The organism is Demequina capsici (genome assembly GCF_032102965.1).
Lineage (GTDB): Bacteria > Actinomycetota > Actinomycetes > Actinomycetales > Demequinaceae > Demequina > Demequina capsici.
In genome coordinates this window covers 2320222-2336797 of the sequence record NZ_CP134880.1, presented here as the reverse complement: position 1 = coordinate 2336797, position 16576 = coordinate 2320222, and the positions used below count along the sequence as shown (strand labels likewise).

14 protein-coding genes and 1 tRNA gene are annotated in these 16576 nt (G+C 70.2%); 5 read left to right on the top strand and 10 right to left on the bottom strand.

The window, feature by feature from the left end:
- The first annotated feature begins 57 nt into the window (after positions 1-57).
- Entirely contained in the window at positions 58-3060 is a 3003-nt protein-coding gene (locus RN607_RS11160; protein WP_313542640.1) for a UPF0182 family membrane protein, read from the top strand.
- 89 nt (positions 3061-3149) lie between these two features.
- Positions 3150-3226 (top strand) — tRNA-Met (locus RN607_RS11155).
- A gap of 146 nt (positions 3227-3372) precedes the next feature.
- On the opposite strand, the gene RN607_RS11150 is transcribed toward RN607_RS11155, so the two are convergent.
- From RN607_RS11150 to RN607_RS11105, 10 genes are all read right to left on the bottom strand, one after another.
- Entirely contained in the window at positions 3373-4323 is a 951-nt protein-coding gene (locus tag RN607_RS11150) for a sensor histidine kinase (protein WP_313542639.1), read from the bottom strand.
- On the bottom strand, positions 4320-5000 hold the full coding sequence (locus tag RN607_RS11145) for a response regulator transcription factor (RefSeq protein ID WP_313542637.1): 681 nt from the start codon (positions 4998-5000) through the stop codon (positions 4320-4322). Before RN607_RS11145 ends, RN607_RS11150 begins: the two co-directional genes overlap by 4 nt.
- 51 nt (positions 5001-5051) lie before the next feature.
- On the bottom strand, positions 5052-5648 hold the full coding sequence (locus RN607_RS11140; protein ID WP_313542635.1) for a hypothetical protein: 597 nt from the start codon (positions 5646-5648) through the stop codon (positions 5052-5054).
- A complete protein-coding gene (locus RN607_RS11135; protein ID WP_313542633.1) occupies positions 5648-6616 on the bottom strand; it encodes an ABC transporter permease in 969 nt (322 codons plus the stop codon). Before RN607_RS11135 ends, RN607_RS11140 begins: the two co-directional genes overlap by 1 nt.
- Positions 6609-7505 (bottom strand): ABC transporter permease, encoded by an 897-nt coding sequence (locus tag RN607_RS11130; RefSeq protein ID WP_313542631.1) that lies wholly within the window; start codon positions 7503-7505, stop codon positions 6609-6611. Before RN607_RS11130 ends, RN607_RS11135 begins: the two co-directional genes overlap by 8 nt.
- On the bottom strand, positions 7502-8236 hold the full coding sequence (locus RN607_RS11125) for an ABC transporter ATP-binding protein (protein ID WP_313497177.1): 735 nt from the start codon (positions 8234-8236) through the stop codon (positions 7502-7504). The genes RN607_RS11130 and RN607_RS11125 overlap by 4 nt, the downstream gene beginning before the upstream one ends.
- Positions 8237-8303: 67 nt before the next feature.
- The gene (locus RN607_RS11120) at positions 8304-9041 is read right to left on the bottom strand and encodes an ABC transporter permease (RefSeq protein ID WP_313542629.1); all 738 of its coding nucleotides are present in this window, start codon (positions 9039-9041) and stop codon (positions 8304-8306) included.
- Positions 9038-10417: a sensor histidine kinase gene (locus RN607_RS11115; RefSeq protein ID WP_313542627.1), complete on the bottom strand. Its 1380-nt coding sequence runs from the start codon at positions 10415-10417 to the stop codon at positions 9038-9040. Before RN607_RS11115 ends, RN607_RS11120 begins: the two co-directional genes overlap by 4 nt.
- Positions 10414-11091, bottom strand: coding sequence for a response regulator transcription factor (locus RN607_RS11110; protein WP_313542626.1), 678 nt, complete (start codon positions 11089-11091; stop codon positions 10414-10416). Before RN607_RS11110 ends, RN607_RS11115 begins: the two co-directional genes overlap by 4 nt.
- A 17-nt stretch (positions 11092-11108) precedes the next feature.
- Positions 11109-12350 (bottom strand): COG4705 family protein, encoded by a 1242-nt coding sequence (locus tag RN607_RS11105; protein WP_313542624.1) that lies wholly within the window; start codon positions 12348-12350, stop codon positions 11109-11111.
- Between the two features lie 200 nt (positions 12351-12550).
- Here RN607_RS11105 and RN607_RS11100 point away from each other — a divergent pair, with 200 nt between their 5' ends.
- The 3 genes from RN607_RS11100 to RN607_RS11090 all read left to right on the top strand — a co-directional run bounded on the left by RN607_RS11100 (position 12551) and on the right by RN607_RS11090 (position 16563).
- On the top strand, positions 12551-13438 hold the full coding sequence (locus RN607_RS11100; protein ID WP_313542622.1) for a fructose bisphosphate aldolase: 888 nt from the start codon (positions 12551-12553) through the stop codon (positions 13436-13438).
- 186 nt (positions 13439-13624) lie between these two features.
- Positions 13625-15193 (top strand): amino acid permease, encoded by a 1569-nt coding sequence (locus tag RN607_RS11095; RefSeq protein WP_313542620.1) that lies wholly within the window; start codon positions 13625-13627, stop codon positions 15191-15193.
- A 41-nt stretch (positions 15194-15234) separates the two neighbouring features.
- A complete protein-coding gene (locus RN607_RS11090) occupies positions 15235-16563 on the top strand; it encodes an APC family permease (RefSeq protein ID WP_313542618.1) in 1329 nt (442 codons plus the stop codon).
- Positions 16564-16576 lie beyond the last annotated feature (13 nt).

The following is a 16576-nucleotide window of genomic DNA, read 5'->3' as shown; positions in this document are numbered from 1 at the left end:
CAGCACCTTCGAGCCGCCGCCTGGCGGCACCGACCGACGAGCTCGTGAGGACCGACAGTGACGTTCGCCGCAGACGGCAATCAGCCCCACCCACCACGACCGCTCCGTGTGCCGCGCCGCCGCAGCCCGCTCGCCATCACGGCGATCGTGGTCGGCGTCCTGGTGGTGCTCGCGGTGATCGCCGCGAACCTCTACACCGAGGTGGCGTGGTACCGGCAGGTGGGGTACTTCCAGGTGGTCTGGACCCAGTGGCTGGCGCGCGTCGTCCTGTTCGTGCTGTTCGGCGGCATCGCCGCGGCGGCCGTATGGGCGTCGCTCCACCTCGCGAAGCGCGCGCGCCCCGCGCGCAGCGACGGGCGCTCCAGCCTCGATCGCTACCGCGAGCAGATCGAGCCGCTCGAGCGTGCTGTCATGATCACCCTGCCTGCGCTCGTGGGCCTCATCGCCGGCGGCGCGATGGCGTCGCAGTGGCAGGAGGTGCTCCTGTTCCTGAACAGGCAGCCCTTCGGCACCTCGGACCCGCAGTTCGGGCTCGACGCGAGCTTCTACATCTTCACGCTGCCGGTGCTGCGCTCGCTCGTGGCGTACGTGCTGGCGATCTCGATCCTGTGCGCCGTCGTGGCCGCGTTCGTGCACCTGCTCTACGGCTCGATCGCAGGGGGTGGGCGCAAGTTCATCGCCTCGAAGGGTGCGCGCATCCAGCTGGCGGTCCTGGGCCTCATCGTCATGCTCGGGATCGCAGCGAACTACTGGCTCGACCGCTTCAGCCTGCTGACCAAGCAGGGGACGCGGATCTACGGCGCCTCGTACACCGACGTGAACGCCGTGCTGCCGTCGCGCGGCATCCTGGCCGGCATCGCGGTGATCGTCGGGATCCTCTTCCTTGTGGTCATCTGGCGGGCCGACTGGCGCATCCCCATCGTCGGCGTCGCGCTGATGGTGCTGGCCGCGGTCACGATCGGCGGGATCTACCCGGCCGTCGTGCAGAGGTTCCAGGTGAACCCGAACGAGCAGGAGCTCGAGACGGAGTACATCCAGCGCAACATCGATGCGACGCGGATCGCGTACGGCATCGACAACGTCGAGGTGACGCCGTATGCCGCGACGACCGAGGCCGACGCGACCGCGCTTCGCGCGGACGCGGAGACGACCACCCAGATCCGCCTGCTCGACCCGAACATCGTGGCGCCCGCGTTCCAGCAGCTGCAGCAGAACAAGCAGTACTACACGTTCGAGGACCAGCTGAACGTGGACCGCTACGTCATCAACGGGCTGAGCCAGGACACGGTCATCGCGGTGCGCGAGCTGAACCTCGACGGACTCGACTCGGGCAGCCGCAACTGGATCAACGATCACACGGTGTACACGCACGGCTTCGGCGTGGTGGCGGCGTACGGCAACGTCCTCACCTCGGACGGCCAGCCTTCGTTCCTCGAGGGCGGCATCCCGTCGTCCGGCCTGCTCGGCGACTACGAGCCGCGCATCTACTTCGGCCAGAACCTGCCTGACTACTCGATCGTCGGCGCCCCTGAGGGCACCCCCTCGTGGGAGCTGGACTACCCCGACGACGCGTCGGCCAACGGCCAGCAGAACACGACGTACAGCGGCGACGGCGGCCCGTCGATCGGGAACCTGTTCGAGAAGCTCATGTACGCGATCTCCTTCGGCGACGAGCAGATCCTGTTCTCCGACCGTGTCACGTCCGAGTCGCAGGTGCTGTACTACCGCGACCCGATCGAGCGCGTGGCCCGCGTGGCGCCGTACCTCGAGCTCGACTCGACCGCGTACCCCGCGGTGGTCGACGGGCGTGTGGTGTGGATCGTCGACGGCTACACCACCACGTCGGCGTACCCGTACTCGTCGCTCGTCGACGCGTCGTCCGTGTTCGCAGGCGCCTCCGACTCGCTTCAGCCGACCCTGCTGAACTACGTCCGCAACTCGGTGAAGGCCGTGGTCGACGCGTACGACGGCTCCGTGACGCTGTACGCCTGGGACGACCAGGATCCGATCCTGCAGACCTGGCAGTCCATCTTCCCGAACGAGATCCGACCCATGTCGGAGATCTCGTCGGGCCTCATGAGCCACCTGCGCTACCCCGAGGACCTGTTCCAGATCCAGCGCTACCAGCTGTCGAAGTACCACGTCACCGACGCGGCCACCTTCTTCTCGGAGGGCGACTTCTGGCAGGTGCCCGACGACCCCAACGACTCGACGAGCCTCCAGGCGCCGTACTACCTGACGCTGCAGATGCCGGGTCAGGCGGACCCGACGTTCTCGCTCACGTCGAACTTCATCCCTGCGGGCGACAACGCGCGCAACATCCTCACCGGATACCTTGCGGTGGACTCGGAGACCGGCGACACCGCCGGCGAGGTCTCCTCGGACTACGGCACGCTGCGACTCCTCGAGCTGCCGCGCGACACGACCATCCCAGGGCCTGGCCAGGTCCAGAACAACTTCAACGCCGACTCCGAGGCGCAGACGGTGCTGAACATCCTGCGCCAGGGCGAGTCGACGGTGAAGAACGGCAACCTGCTCACGCTGCCGGTCGGTGGCGGCCTGCTCTACGTTCAGCCGGTCTACGTGCAGGCGAGCACGGGCACGCAGGTGCCGCTGCTTCGGAAGGTCTTCGTCGCCTTCGGTGACCAGGTCGGATTCGCGGACACCTTGGCGGAGGCGCTCGACCAGGTGTTCGGCGACGGCGCATCCGACGGCACTGTCGAACCCGACACGGGGACGACGACAGGCGGCTCGGACGGCTCCACGAGCGGCGGCTCCACAGGCGGGACGACCGACACGACCGCGGCCGCCCAGGCTCGCCAGGATCTGCGGGACGCACTCGACCGTGCACAGCAGGCGATCACCGACGGCAACACCGCGCTCGCGGCCGGCGACTTCGCCGCATACGGGGACGCTCAGGACGCGCTGGATCAGGCCCTGCAGGATGCGGTCGTCGCGCAGGATCAGCTCGACGCGGCGCTCGCCGCCACGTCGACGGATGGCTCGGGCTCCGCCGCGACCGCCTCGCCCAGCCCGTCCGCCTCCCCGTCCGCCTCGTGAACGCGGGTCTCCCTGCCCTCGGCCCGCGCGGTCGAGGGCAGGGTGGTCAGCGGCCGCCCGAATCGCTGTTAGACTGATACCCGCAACGACGCGGGGTGGAGCAGTTCGGTAGCTCGCCGGGCTCATAACCCGGAGGTCGCAGGTTCAAATCCTGTCCCCGCTACCACTCGAAGGGCCGTTTACCAGGGAGTTTCTCCCGGGTGAGCGGCCCTTCTGCTTTGCCCTGGAGGTGCGAGGGCTCTGAGGATGGCTTCACTCTGCCGATCTTGGCGCGGGAGCGCGTCGCGCCTGGCTCCCGAGGGGAGGTCCCCGCTACACGGCATCGAGGTTGATCCTCGCGGTGGCGCCGCCGCCGGGGTGGCCCGTGAGCTCGGCTCGACCGCCGTGGGCTTCGACGATGCTGCGCACCAGTGGCAGGCCCATGCCATGTCCTGCGATGTGGGACGTGGCAGGGGCGCGCCAGAATCTCTCGAAGGCCCTGTTGGCGTCGGTCTTGGTCAGGCCTGGGCCGTCGTCGCTGACGGTCAGGACGGCGGCTGATCCGTGCCTGGAGGCGCGCACGGTGACGGTGCCGTCGGGGCCGGAGAACTTGAGGGCGTTGTCGATGAGGTTGCGTACGGCGCTGACCATGAGGTCTCGGGAGACGAGCACGTCGACGTCGTCGCCGGCCTCGATGTGCAGACGGTCGGCGGCGCCGTCGGCGCGGGATGCGAGGTCGGCGGCTTCGGCCGCGATCTCGGACAGTGGCAGTCGTTCCCTCCCTGACGCGAGCTCGACGCGGTCGTCGCGGGAAAGGAGAAGCAGCTGGTCGGTGAGGTGGGAGAGGCTCTCGACGGTCTCGAGCGACGTGCGGATCGACTCCTCGTACTCGGCTGCGGTGCGGCGTTTGAGGAGCGCCCACGACAACTCGCCCAGGAGGATTCCCAGAGGCGTTCTGAACTCGTGCGACGTGGCGTCGACGAACTGCGCCTGCACCTCGTAGCTGCGATGCAGCGGCCTGAGCGCGAGCCGAGCCATCGCACAGCTCACGAACGGCAGGGCGAGCGCCACCGCGAGGTACGCGAGCAGCAGCACGGTGCGGAGGCTGTCGAGCGCGTGGGTGACGGCGCCGTCGTTCGAGAGCCCGTTGTCGGTCGTGACGACGTCGAAGTCGAATGCGAATGTCGCGAACACGTAGATGCCCACGAATGCGACGGCGAGGACCGCGAGCATGATCGCCGTGAACGTGAACGTGAGCCGCACGGTCGTGCGCCGGACGATCATCCGTCGACCCTCATCACGTAGCCGGCGCCGCGGTGCGTCTGGATCGCCTCGCCTGCTCCGACGGCTCCGAGCTTGCGGCGCAGGTAGCGGATGTAGGTCTGGACGACGTTGGAGTAGCCCTCGTAGTTCGAGTCCCACGCATGGTCGATCAGCTCGCTGGCGCTGACCACCCGGCCCGCGTTCCGCATGAGGTACTCGAGCACGGCGAACTCCTTCGCGGTCAGCTCGACGGCCTGACCGTCGCACGTCACCTGTCGTGAGGCCGGATCGAGCGCGATCGATCCGACGGTGAGCACCGGCGCATCGGCCCGGGGTGCGCGCCTGAGCAGTGCGCGCACCCGGGCCAGGAGCTCGAGGACGTGGATGGGCTTGACGACGTAGTCGTCGGCTCCGCCGTCGAGCCCTGTCACCCGGTTGGCGATCGTACCCAGCGCTGTGAGCATGAGGATCGGCACGTCCGGGTCGTTCCTGCGGATCTCGGTGCACAGCTCGTAGCCGTCGATGGGGGACCCGGCGAGCATCACGTCGAGGATCATCAGGTCGTACGTCTCGACGGCCGCCTGCTCGAGCGCCGTATCGGAGGTGTGGGCCACGTCGACCGCGTAGCCGGCCTCGGCCAGGCTGCGCTGGATGATGGAGGTGAGCCGTGGCTCGTCGTCGACCACCAGGACCCTCATCGTCGTCCTCTCCCTTCGGCATGCCTCGGGTGTGCCCCGATGCTACGCGGCTCAGTCGGCCTGCTCGGCGCCGCCAGGGCTCTTGATGCCGGTGCCGGTCGCGATCTGAAGCCCGGACGCGGCGACCTCGACCGTGAAGTCGATCTCGTTGGTGGACGAGCGATAGATGCTGTAAGCGTTCTCCGCGTAGTGGCCGGTGCCGCTGCCGCCGTCGAACCACACGGTGGCCGAACCGCCCGCAGGGATCGAGAGGCCGTCGAGCGCCTGGTAGTAGGACTCGGACGCACCGGTCGTCGTATCGGTCATCGTGTAGAACATCTCGAGACCCGTGGCCTCCTGGGACGACGTGTTGGAGATCGTCACCTGCAGGCAGTCGGAGATGGCGGCCCCCGACGCGTCAGTGTTGTCCTCAAGGAGCACCTGGGTGACCGCGAGGCCGGGGGTGGTGGAGGTGTCGACGATCGGGTCGGAGGCGACGGGCAACACAGCCGACGCGGTGGTCGCCCCGGACGCCGTGGTGGGGGCGGGCCCGGACGACGTACCTGTCGAGCTGGACGGGCTGGCCGTCGAGCAGCCGGTGAGGAGCGCGAGGCCGACGAGGCCGGCGGTGGTGGCGGCCGCGGCGCGGCGGTGGAACGGGTGGTGCATCAGGACCTCCTGAGGGTGTGGATGCGGCGGCCGGATGCCGCCGCGAAGGTGAGGGCGGCAGCCGTGAACGCGAAGGCGCCGTAGACGTAGCGGAACGTGCCGTCCCAGACGACGGCGAGGCTGTGGCCGTTGTAGATCTCCTTGATGCCGAGCGTCGCGAACGTGAAGCGCTCGTAGAGCTTGGAGATGGAGCTGACCTCGAGCCCGTTGCGGGCGCTCTCGTAGGTGCTGAAGTGGGCGAGCACCGCGTGCTCGTCCGCCTTGGCGATCGCGAGGGCCTTGAACAGCCCGCCCGGGATCTGGTTGTCGGGGTCCATCGTGTCGCCGATCTGCGGGATCACGAGGACCACCACGAGCCAGGCGACCAGAAGCGTGAGCAGCGCGCCGGTGGAGTTGCGCGTCAGCGTCGTGACGGCGACCGCCACCGAGCTCCAGAACAGGACGTACACCCAGCCGGCGACCCCCGCGAGCGTCATCCGTGCGATCTCGTGCAGGCCGATCGCCGCACCCCCGACCGTTGCGACGGCCACGAGCGCGATGACGACGATCGCCGCCATGATCGCGGCCCACAGGATCGCGAGCCCCAGCAGCTTGCCCATCACGATCGACGTGCCGGAGCGGGCTCGGGTGAGCAGCAGGTCCACCGTGCCGCGGGACCGCTCCTTGGCGATCGACCCGTAGCCGATCATCAGCGCGAACAGCGCGGCGAGCACCTCCACGTACTCCATGCCCCCGCGCAGCAGCTGCAGCGGGAAGAGCTGAGGTGCGGCCGGTGTGACGCCGCTGCCGGACGCGGTCACCTGCGCCACGTAGGCCTCGTAGTCGGCCAGCTGGGCGCGGTAGTCGAGCGAGGCGACGATCACGGACAGGACCACGGCGATGCCGAGCGTCCCGAGGACGATCCAGACGATGCGGTCGCGGCGCAGGTCCAGCAGCTCCTTGCGGGCGAGCGTGAGCAGCTCACTCATGGGTTCCTCCCGTGGTGCGGTCGACGCGGATCAGGATGGCCGCGGTGAGGGCGATGCAGGCGAACACGGCGACGACCAGCGCGGAGACGAGCGCGGATCCCGCGTAGGGGGACCCCAGCAGGGCGGCAGACGAGGTCTTGAAATGCTCGGTGATCGCCAGCGGGGACAGCGCCTGGGAGAGCCAGGCGAACGCTCCCGACGCCTGCGCGGGCAGGGGCACGGGGTTCAGCAGGGATACGGGCCGGGCGGCGGTGCCGAGCTGCGGCACCACGAACGCGATGACGGCCCAGACGACGACGGGGGCGAGCAGCGCCGTGCGCTCGCGCCGCAGCAGCCGTCCAGAGAGGACGCCGATCCCTGCGAAGCCGACGAGCAGCAGCCAGGTGAGGACGCCGAACCCGGCCACCGCGAGCGTCTCGGAGCCGGTCAGCGGTGTGCCGACCACGGCGCTCACGCTGATCCACGTGATCAGCTCGGTGATCGCGACCAGGCCCGCCAGCAGGATTCCGAGGCCCGCCAGGCGGCCGGCCCGTACGGCGCGCTGATCCACGGGGCGCGTGCCGATGAGCGCCGCGGTCTCCGCCCTGCGATCTCTCAGCGCCGACTGCACGCCGAGAGTCGCGGCCATCAGGGAGCCGATGAGCAGCACGTAGATCACCGTGTTGCGCACGTAGTACAGGGGCGACACATCCGTGAACGGATTCGGCTGCGTCGTCAGGCCGTCGGCGAGCACCTGCTGGTAGATCGCCGTCACGGTGACGGTGGTGCGCCAGCCGATGAACGTCGACGCCGCCACCATCCCCAGGAATGCGGCGACCAGGGCGTAGGGCGCCTTCGCCCGCACGCTGGCCAGCAGCTCGTGCCGTGCGGCCGTCGCGACGGTGCTCATGACGGGATGCTTCCGGCCGCGAAGTAGGCGCGCTCCAGCGCTTCCTCCGTGGGGAACGTGCCCACCGTGTCGGCCAGCGAGCCGTGGTGGACCAGCCGGCCGGAGCGCAGGATGCCGATGCTGGTGCAGGTCCTCGTCACCTCGGACAGCAGGTGGGTGTTCATGAAGATCGTGGTGCCCCAGTCGGCGTTCACGCGCAGGATCAGCTCGCGCAGCGCCTTCACGCCCTCAGGGTCCAGCCCGGAGGTCGGCTCGTCGAGGAACAGCACGTCAGGCCGGTGGATCAACGCCTGAGCCAGCCCGACCCTCTGCCGCATGCCCTTGGAGAACGTCCCGACGCGTTCCCGGTCGTGTCCGGTGAAGCCCACGAACTCCAGGACCTCAGCGATGCGCGTCTCAGGGTGCCGGATGCCTGACAGGCGTGCGAAGAAGGTGAGGTTCTCCACGGTCGTCAGGTCGTTGTAGAACGCGACGTTCTCCGGCAGGTAGCCGATCGCGCGGCGAACCTCGTGCGGGGCGTCTCGCACGTCATGGCCCGCGACCGACGCGTCGCCTGAGGTGGCCTTCAGGAGCGTGGTGAGGATGCTCACGGTGGTGGTCTTGCCTGCGCCGTTATGGCCCAGCAGGCCGAAGATCTCGCCCTGAGGGATGTGCAGGGTGAGGTCCTCGAGCGCTGTCGTGGCGCCGTACCGGTGACTGACCTGGCGGAGGGAGATGGCGGCTGTCGTCATGGCCACGACGCTAGGGAGAGGTCGATGGGAGGAGCGTGAGAGGGGTGAGATCGGGCTTGATCGCCTGCTAGAGAGAGGTCGGGAGGCGCTCGGGTGCGCCGAGCCTGTGGGCGAGCACCACGGCGGTGATCGCCTCCGTGCATAGCAGGCCGATCAGGACGACGACCTGGAACCGCGCGGCCTCGGCGACGTCGGCTCCGCCGATGAGTGCGCCTGCGAACGCGCCGGGGAGGGTCACGAGGCCGACGGTGCGGGTCTGGTCGAGCGCGGGGACGAGCGCCTCGTGGATCGCCAGGCGCGTCAGCGGTCGCACCGCTTCGCGTGGGGTGGCCCCCAGAGCGAGCCACGCCTCGACCTCATCGCGGTGGTCGCGCAACGCGGCGGTGAGTCGGCGGCCGGTGAGAGTGGCGGCGGTCATGGCGCCTCCGAGCACGATTCCCGACACGGCGATCAGGGTCCGCAGGTCGCGGGTGAGGGTCGGCAGGCCGACGACGATCGTGATCGTGATCGATGCGCCGGCGAGGATCGCGATCGCCACCGACGCGAGCGCGCCCGCGTGTTCTCGCACCCGGCGTGCAGCGGTCCAGGTGGCGACTCCGAACATCACGGCCAGGACCACGATGGCCGTGGGAGGTGTCGAGAACACTCCGCGCAGTGCAAGAGCGACCAAGGCGAGCTGCGCGGCAGCGCGAAGCGAGGCGGCGGCGATGGCGCGCCGCTGGCGCACGCCTGCGATCGTGAGCGCTGCGATCGCGAGCACCAGCAGAAGGCCGACGCCGGCGGCCAGGTTCCATGGCACCGTCATCGGTCGGTGCGCGGCACGCGCGAGTCGGCGCGGTCGCCGTCGGCGCGGTCGCGGTCGGTGCGAGCCACCGTGCCGTGTGAAGGCTCGCCTGCGAGTGCGATCGGGAACGACAGCCGCACCGACGTGCCGGTGGGGAAGAGCCTCGTCGCGGTGATCGACACGTCGCCCGCGACCCGGTGCATCTGCTCGACGATGATCGCCAGTCCCAGCCCGCTCCCGTCGGCGTCGGAACGCGGGCCCCGCGCGAACGGGCGCACCGCGCGGTCAAGGTCGGGGATCCCGGGTCCGCCGTCGTCGACGGTCACCACCAGCGCATCCCGTTCCGTGGTGGCGGTGACGATGATCCTGCCGGCGTCGCCGCCGTGCTTGATCGCATTGTCGATCGCGTTGCGCATCGCGGATGTCGCCGCTGTCTCAGGCACCGGCGTGTGGTCGTCGGCGCCTGAGACCACCTCGAGCTCGACTCCCGCGCGGTCGGCGGCTACCAGCATGTCGGACAGGACCGAGCGGAGGACGGTGGAGAACGGCTCGTAGCGCGGAGCTCCGTCGGGCTCCGACTGTGCGTGGGCGAGCGACAGCAGCTGCTCGACGACGTGCCTGGAGCGAGCCACGCCGCTGCCGAGGTCGTCCAGTCGAGCGCGCAGCTGCGCGTCGTCGGGGGCCAGTGCGGCCCTCTCGAGCTGCAGGGAGACGGCGGTGAGCGGAAGCCGCAGCTCGTGTGCGGCCTGCATGATGAAGAGCCGTTCGTGCGCCACGGTTGCGACGACGCGCTCGCGCTGCGCGTTGAGCGCCCTCAGGAATCCTTGGAGCTCGCGTGGAGCTGATGCAGCGTCGAGCGCCGTCAGGTCCGCGTCCTCGCTGTGCGCGAGCTCGTCCGCGAGCATGCGCACCGGGGACAGCGCGCGACGGGTCGCGAGCGTCAGAGCGACGAGCAGGAGGGGGATCAGGATCAGGAACGGCACGATCGCGGACGTGGCCGCCGACCGGGCGATGTCCGTGCGTGCCGCCACCGGCTGCAAGGCCACCATCGCGGGGCCGTCGCCGAACCGCGCGATCGCGATCCGCTCCTGGACGCCGTCGACGGTCGCGGTGAGGATCCCTGACGCCGTGGACGGAGGAAGGCCCGCCTGGGCCAGCGTGGAGATGTCGATGTCGGTCGCCGCGTCGCCGGCGGCCGTGCTGTCGGTCGTGAGGCTCGCGCCAGATCCCGCCGCGCTGGCGGCGAGGGTCGCCACCTGCGTCAGGACGTCGTCCTGCAGGCTCTTCGCGTTCGTGAACGTCGCCCGATACGACCACGCGCCTCCCATGCAGGCGGCGACAAGCGTCAACGCGACGAGCGTGACGGACAGGTGTCCTGAGATCGAGCGGGCCCTCACGACGGCCGGCCTTGCCGTGGCACCATCCATCCCACGCCGCGGATGTTGCGGATCACCTCGCTGCCCAGCTTGGTCCTGAGACGGTGGATCGCGTACTCGATCGCGTTGCTCTCGACCTCGTCGCCCCAGCCGTACACCTGATGCTCGAGCTCGGTCCGCGACAGGATGGCGCCCGGTCGTGACATCAGGGCGCGCAGGACCGCGAACTCGCGGCGCGGCAGGTCCACGCGGGTCCCGTCGGCTCGCACTGCCGCATGGCTGTCGAGCTCGAGACGCAGGGTCCCGGCCTCGAGCGTGGCCGCGTAGGCGGTCTCGCCACGCCGTCGGAGCACCGCGCGCATCCGCGCCATCAGCTCGACCGAGTCGAACGGCTTCACGATGTAGTCGTCCGCTCCGCCATCCAGGCTCGTGACCCTGCTGCCCACGTCGTCGCGGGCGGTCACGACGATGATGGGCGTGCCTTCGCCGCCGCGCCGCAGCCTCGCGAGCAGCTCGATGCCGTCGACGTCGGGAAGCCCCAGGTCGAGCAGGAGCACATCGTAGGTGTGCGTCTCGACGCTGGCCGCGGCGGACCGGGCATCGCGCACCCAGTCCACCGCGTAGGCGTCGTCCTCGAGGCGTCCGACCATGGCCGCGCCGACCATCGCGTCGTCCTCGACGAGCAAGACCCGCATGTTGGCCCTTCCTGCGCTTATGCCTCCCCTTCGACCGTCGCGATGGACGACTGCAGGGCGGCCACGGCCGTGCTGCACGCGTCCTGCGTGGGTGTGCCGGCTCGCACTGCGGTAAGCGTCTCATCGATCGCACCGTCGATGGAATGCCAATCTGCAGGAGACTGGGGCTTCATCGCGGCCTCGGACGAGTCCCAGGCGACCTCGAGGTCCTTGGCGCGGGTCTTCGCTCCTGCGAGGTCGCCCGAGTCCACGAGCGTGCCGATGTCGTCCACGATGGTGGCGATGCCTGTCAGGTCGCCGATCGGGGAGGTCGTGTCGGCCTCGATCGGGGTGCGCGCGTCGGAGGTCGTGGCGGTCGGCGCGGCCGTCGCGCCGGGGGCCAGGAACAGTGCCGCTGCCGTGACGGCCACCAGGCCGGAGCCCGCCCAGGCGGCGTCCCGCGCGGGGTGCACGGCAGGTGCCTGGCCCTTCGTGCGGACGCCGTGGCGGCGCACCACCAGCTGCTCCCGGGCGACGAGCGCCACGATCACGAGGAGGAACAGGATGCTCGTGGTCTGCGCTCCGAGGCCGACGCCGCCGTACGACTTGTCCTGCGACAGCAGGTCGCCCAAGGAGGCGCCGAGAGGACGGGTGAGCACGTAGGCGATCCAGAACGCCACGACCGTGCTCAGGCCCAGCTTCTTGGCCGCCCACACGGCGAGGATCAGGCCGCTGAAGATCAGCGCGCCGTTGCGGAAGCCCAGCGACAACGCCTCGGTCGCGAGGTCGCCCGCGGCGGTTCCGAGCGCGAACGTGACCAGGATCGCACCCCAGTAGAAGCGCTCGCGCCGCGGGGTGTCGATGGACGTGATCGCGAGGGTGCGCTCCTCACGCCACCAGACCGTGAACACGATCGCCAGCAGCACCATGAACACCGCCGTGCTGACGTACAGGCTGACCCCGAAGATGTCGGTGAAGAGGTCCGTGATCTGGGTGCCGACGATGCTGACCAGCACCACCGTCGCCCAGTAGATCGCGGGCACGTATCGGCGCGTTCGCAGCTGGGCGAACATCACTGCGGCCAGCACCACGAGCATGGCTCCGTCGGTGACGGCCCAGCCGAGCCCCACTTGGACCGTGAGGTAGTCGGCGAAGGTCTCGCCGACGGTCGTGGACAGCACCTTGATGAGCCAGAAGGTCGCGGTGATGGTCGGAACCTTGTTCAGGAACGGCTCCAAGGAGCGTCGGGCGGTGGGATCTGTGGTGGATCGGGTTGTCATGGTCCACAGCACAGCCCACGAGACTTAGGCCAGGCTTAGGCCGCGCGTGGTGAATGCAGCTGAGGCTGACCGTGACATGCGTGCCGTCGCCGAGGTGCCCCGCACCTCCGCCGGGCGTAGTGTGAAACGAGAGAGCCGCCCCCAGGCCGCGGCGTCGGCATGGAAGCCGCGACGCGAGGACGACAGGGAGTGAGGACCTCATGTCGCACGCAGGTCAGCTGGGCCGTTTCGAGCACGGAGCAGGGTTCATCGCAGCGCTCGATCAGAGCGGCGGCAGCACGCCGGGGGCGCTGTCCAGGTACGGGATCGACGCATCGGCCTACACCGACGAGGGTCGGATGTTCGATCTCATCCACGCGGCACGGACCCGGGTCATCACCAGCCCGGCGTTCACGAGCGACCGCATCCTCGCGACGATCCTCTTCCAAGGGACGGTCGACCGCGAGATCGAGGGGCGTGGCGTCGCCGACTACGTGTGGTCCGTGAAGGGCATCCTGCCGATCCTGAAGATCGACAAGGGGCTCGAGGACGAGGCCGACGGCGTGAGGCTCATGAGGCCCATCCCCGATCTCGAGGAGACCCTGGACCGGGCGCGTGAGAAGGGGGTGTTCGGCACCAAGGAGCGGTCCGTGATCCGGATCGCGAACGCCGGCGGGATCGAGCGCGTCGTGGACCAGCAGTTCGAGCTCGCCGCACGGGTGCTCGACGCAGGGCTCGTGCCGATCGTCGAGCCAGAGAACGACATCGCAGCGCCCGACAAGGCCGAGGCGGAGGCCCTTCTGCGGACGTCGCTGCTCGCCCATCTGGACACGATGGGGGATCGGAAGGTGGCGCTGAAGCTCACCCTTCCGACCGTCGACGGGCTGTGGGGCGATCTGATCGCGCACGCGAACGTGGCGCGAGTCGTGGCGCTGTCCGGCGGCTACACGCGCGACGAGGCCAACGAGCGGTTGGCTCGCAACCCCGGCCTGATCGCCAGCTTCAGTCGCGCGCTGCTCGAGGGCCTGACCGTGGACCAGACGGACGAGGAGTTCGATCGGATGCTCGACGCGTCCATCGAGTCGATCTTCCGCGCGTCGATGGCATAGGCCTCCCGCGAGGGCGCCCGGTGGTGCGAAGAATGTCGGCGACGGCGTGTCTACCAGGCGCTCTGAGGGGCGCTCGCAGGCGCAGGACCCAGGTCCTCGCGCGCACCGGTCGATCGGCGTAGGCTCGCCCCTCGTGTGCATGACGATCACCCCCCGATCCGGCACGGTCCGCGCAGGAGCGCGCGCATGAGCGCCCCTGCCCGCGGCAACGGATGGCTCCATGGGCGCACGGCGCTCCTCATCGCCTTCGCGTTCTCCGTGATGGCCGACCCCGTGTCCTCGGTCGCCTACGCGATCGAGGCCGCTCTCCACGCCCTTCACGGGCACCTGCCGCTCCTGCTGGGGGCGATGGGGCTCGTGGTCCTCGTCGTCGCGCTGGTCGTCACCAGCTACCACCAGCTCGTCGGCCGGTTCCCTGAGGGCGGCGGCGCGGCAGCGGCCACGGGCGCCGCGCTCGGCGACGGCTGGTCCTTCGTGCCGATGGGTGCGCTCATCGTGGACTTCGTGCTCACGATCGCAATCTCCGTGTCCGCGGGCGCCTCGGCGATGATCTCGTACGTGCCTGGCCTCGCGCCGTACCGACTGCTGCTCGCGTTGTGCCTGCTGGTGCTGGTCGCGGCGCTGATGTGGTTCGGTCACATGGGTCGGGCCGTCTTCGCGCTGCTCACCCTGATCTTCCTCGTGGCAGCCGTGGCCGTCCTCGTGTCCGTCGTGAACGCGTCGCCTGACGCGGCCGCGACCGCGACCGCCGAGGCCGCCGAGACGGGGCTGCTGCACTCTGCGCCGCTGTCCGTCCTGCTCGCGTTCCCTGTGGCGATGGCGCTCGCCACGGGTGTCGAGGCGCCGTCCTCCGCGATCGCTCAGCTCGCCCAGCTGGACGACAAAGGGCGGCGCTCCTTCGGCCGGTGGGCGCTGTGGCTCACGCTCGGCATCGTCGGCACGCTGACGCTCGCGCTCACCGCCTCGGTCGTGTACCTCGAGATCGGGCTGCCCGGCGAGGACTCGACGCTCGTCGCGGACCTGGCCCGTGCGGCCGCCTCACCCGGGGTCTTCGCGCTGTTCCAGGGCGCCACCGCGCTGCTTCTGCTGTCCGCGGCGAGCTCGTCCTTCCAGGCCGGCCCCGGGCTGCTGAAGGCTCTCGCGCGTCGCGAGGACGCGAAGGGTGGCCACGGGGTGCTCCCCTCGATGCTCGGACGGACCAACTCGCACCACACCCCTTACGTGGGCGTGGGGCTGTTCCTGCTCCTGTCCGCCGCCGTGGTGGCGGCGGCGGGAGCACGCGATCAGCGGCTCGTGCTCTTCTATGCCGTGGCCGTGTTCGTCAGCTTCCTCATGGGCCTCGCGTCCATGGCCTTGCTCGCGCGCCGCGACGGGCAGCGCCGCTGGGTGGTCCTCAACGTGATCGCCGCGATCACCGTCGCGTTCACGCTCGTCATGAACCTGACGCGTCCGGCGGCCCTCGGGTCGCTGTTCGCCACCGCGGTCGCGTCCGCCGTGCTGTACTCGGCGTGGGTCCGAGCGGGACGGCCTCGCGGGGCGGCCCATGCCGTGGCCGAGGCGGAGGCGGGCGAAGCCGCGTCCGGCGATGCGGAGCTCGACCAGACGGACGCTGGCCACGGGAAGCCGGTCCCCGCATCGGTCGTCGCCGCCACCGGGACGGCTCCGCATGCGGTGCCGTCCGAGGAGCAGGGCGCGCCCGACGAGCGGCAGCCGGACGAGCGCCCCGAGCCGCAACCGAGCCGCACGCGACGCTGACCCAGCGACCCGGCGCGGCGCCGCAGCGATAGTCTGCCCGCGTGACGGCGCGACGCGTAGGACTCTGGAGCGCGGTCGGCATCGGCGTGGGCTCGATGCTGGGCGCCGGTGTCTTCTCCGATATGTGGGTGACGGTCCTGGCGGCGGGCCGCTGGTACCTGCTCGCGCTGGCGATCGCGGCAGTCGTGGCCGTGGCGAACGCGCTGTCGACCGCGCAGCTGGCGGCGACGCATCCCGTGGCGGGCGGCGCGTACGCCTACGGCCGTGCCGAGCTGTCGGAATGGGCCGGCCATGTGGCTGGGGCTGCGTTCCTCGTGGGGAAGACGGCGTCCGTGGCGCTCGCGGCCACGATCCTCGGGTCGTCCGTGGCGCCCGGTCGGCCGCAGATGACCGCCACGGTCGCGATCCTGCTGGTGTGGGCGCTCAATGCGCGTGGCATCACGAGGACTGCGTGGGGCGCCACTGTGATCGCGCTCCTCGTGTCGTCAGTGCTGATCGCGCTGATCGTCGTGGCGGCCACAGCGCCGACCACGTTCGGCTGGTTCGCGTATGCCCCGCTCACGGAGCAGCCGGGGGGAGCGTCAGTGCTGCTCGCGTCGCTCGGCATGGGGCCGGGTGGCCTGGCGCAGGTGCCGACGGCTGCGGCCGCGGCGTTCTTCGCGTTCGCGGGCTACGCGCGCATCGCGACGCTGGGGGAGGAGGTGCGGGAGCCTGCGACGACCATCCCGAGGGCGATCGTCCTCGCGCTCGCATTCGTGCTCGCCCTCTACCTGGGGCTGGGGGTCGCGCTCGCGCTGCGCGTCGGATACGACGGTCTGCTCGCGCCTCCTGACGGCGGCTCAGGGGACTCGGTGGTGGCGCCGCTGGAGCGGCTCGCCGACGCGGTGGGCTTCCCGGGTGCACTGGTGGCGGTGGTCGCCGTGTTGAGCGTCGCCGGCGCGATGCTGGCGGTGATGGCCGGCACCGGTCGGACCGCGATGGCGATGGCTCGGCATGGGGATCTTCCGGGGCTGTTCGCGCGCCAGGGTCAGGCGGGGGTGCCCTGGCGTGCGGAGCTCGCGGTGGCGCTCATCGCGATCGGCCTCGTGTGGACGCCGGGGGTGAGCCTGCTGCTCGTCTCGGTCGCGACGGTGCTGACGTACTACGCGGTGGCGAATGCCGCGGCGATCTCGCAGACCAGGGGACGGCGGCAGGCGAGCCTGCGGGTGCCCGTGGCGGTGAGCGTGGTGGGCCTTGTCGGGTGCGTGTCGCTCGCGCTGGTCGCGGCGCCGGCGGCGACGGGTCAGGGCGCTGGGTGGGTGCTCGCTGTGCTGGTGGTGGTGGTGCTCGGGTGGCCGACTCTCAGAATCGTGACGCGTCGACGTGCATGAGGACCAAAGTCCC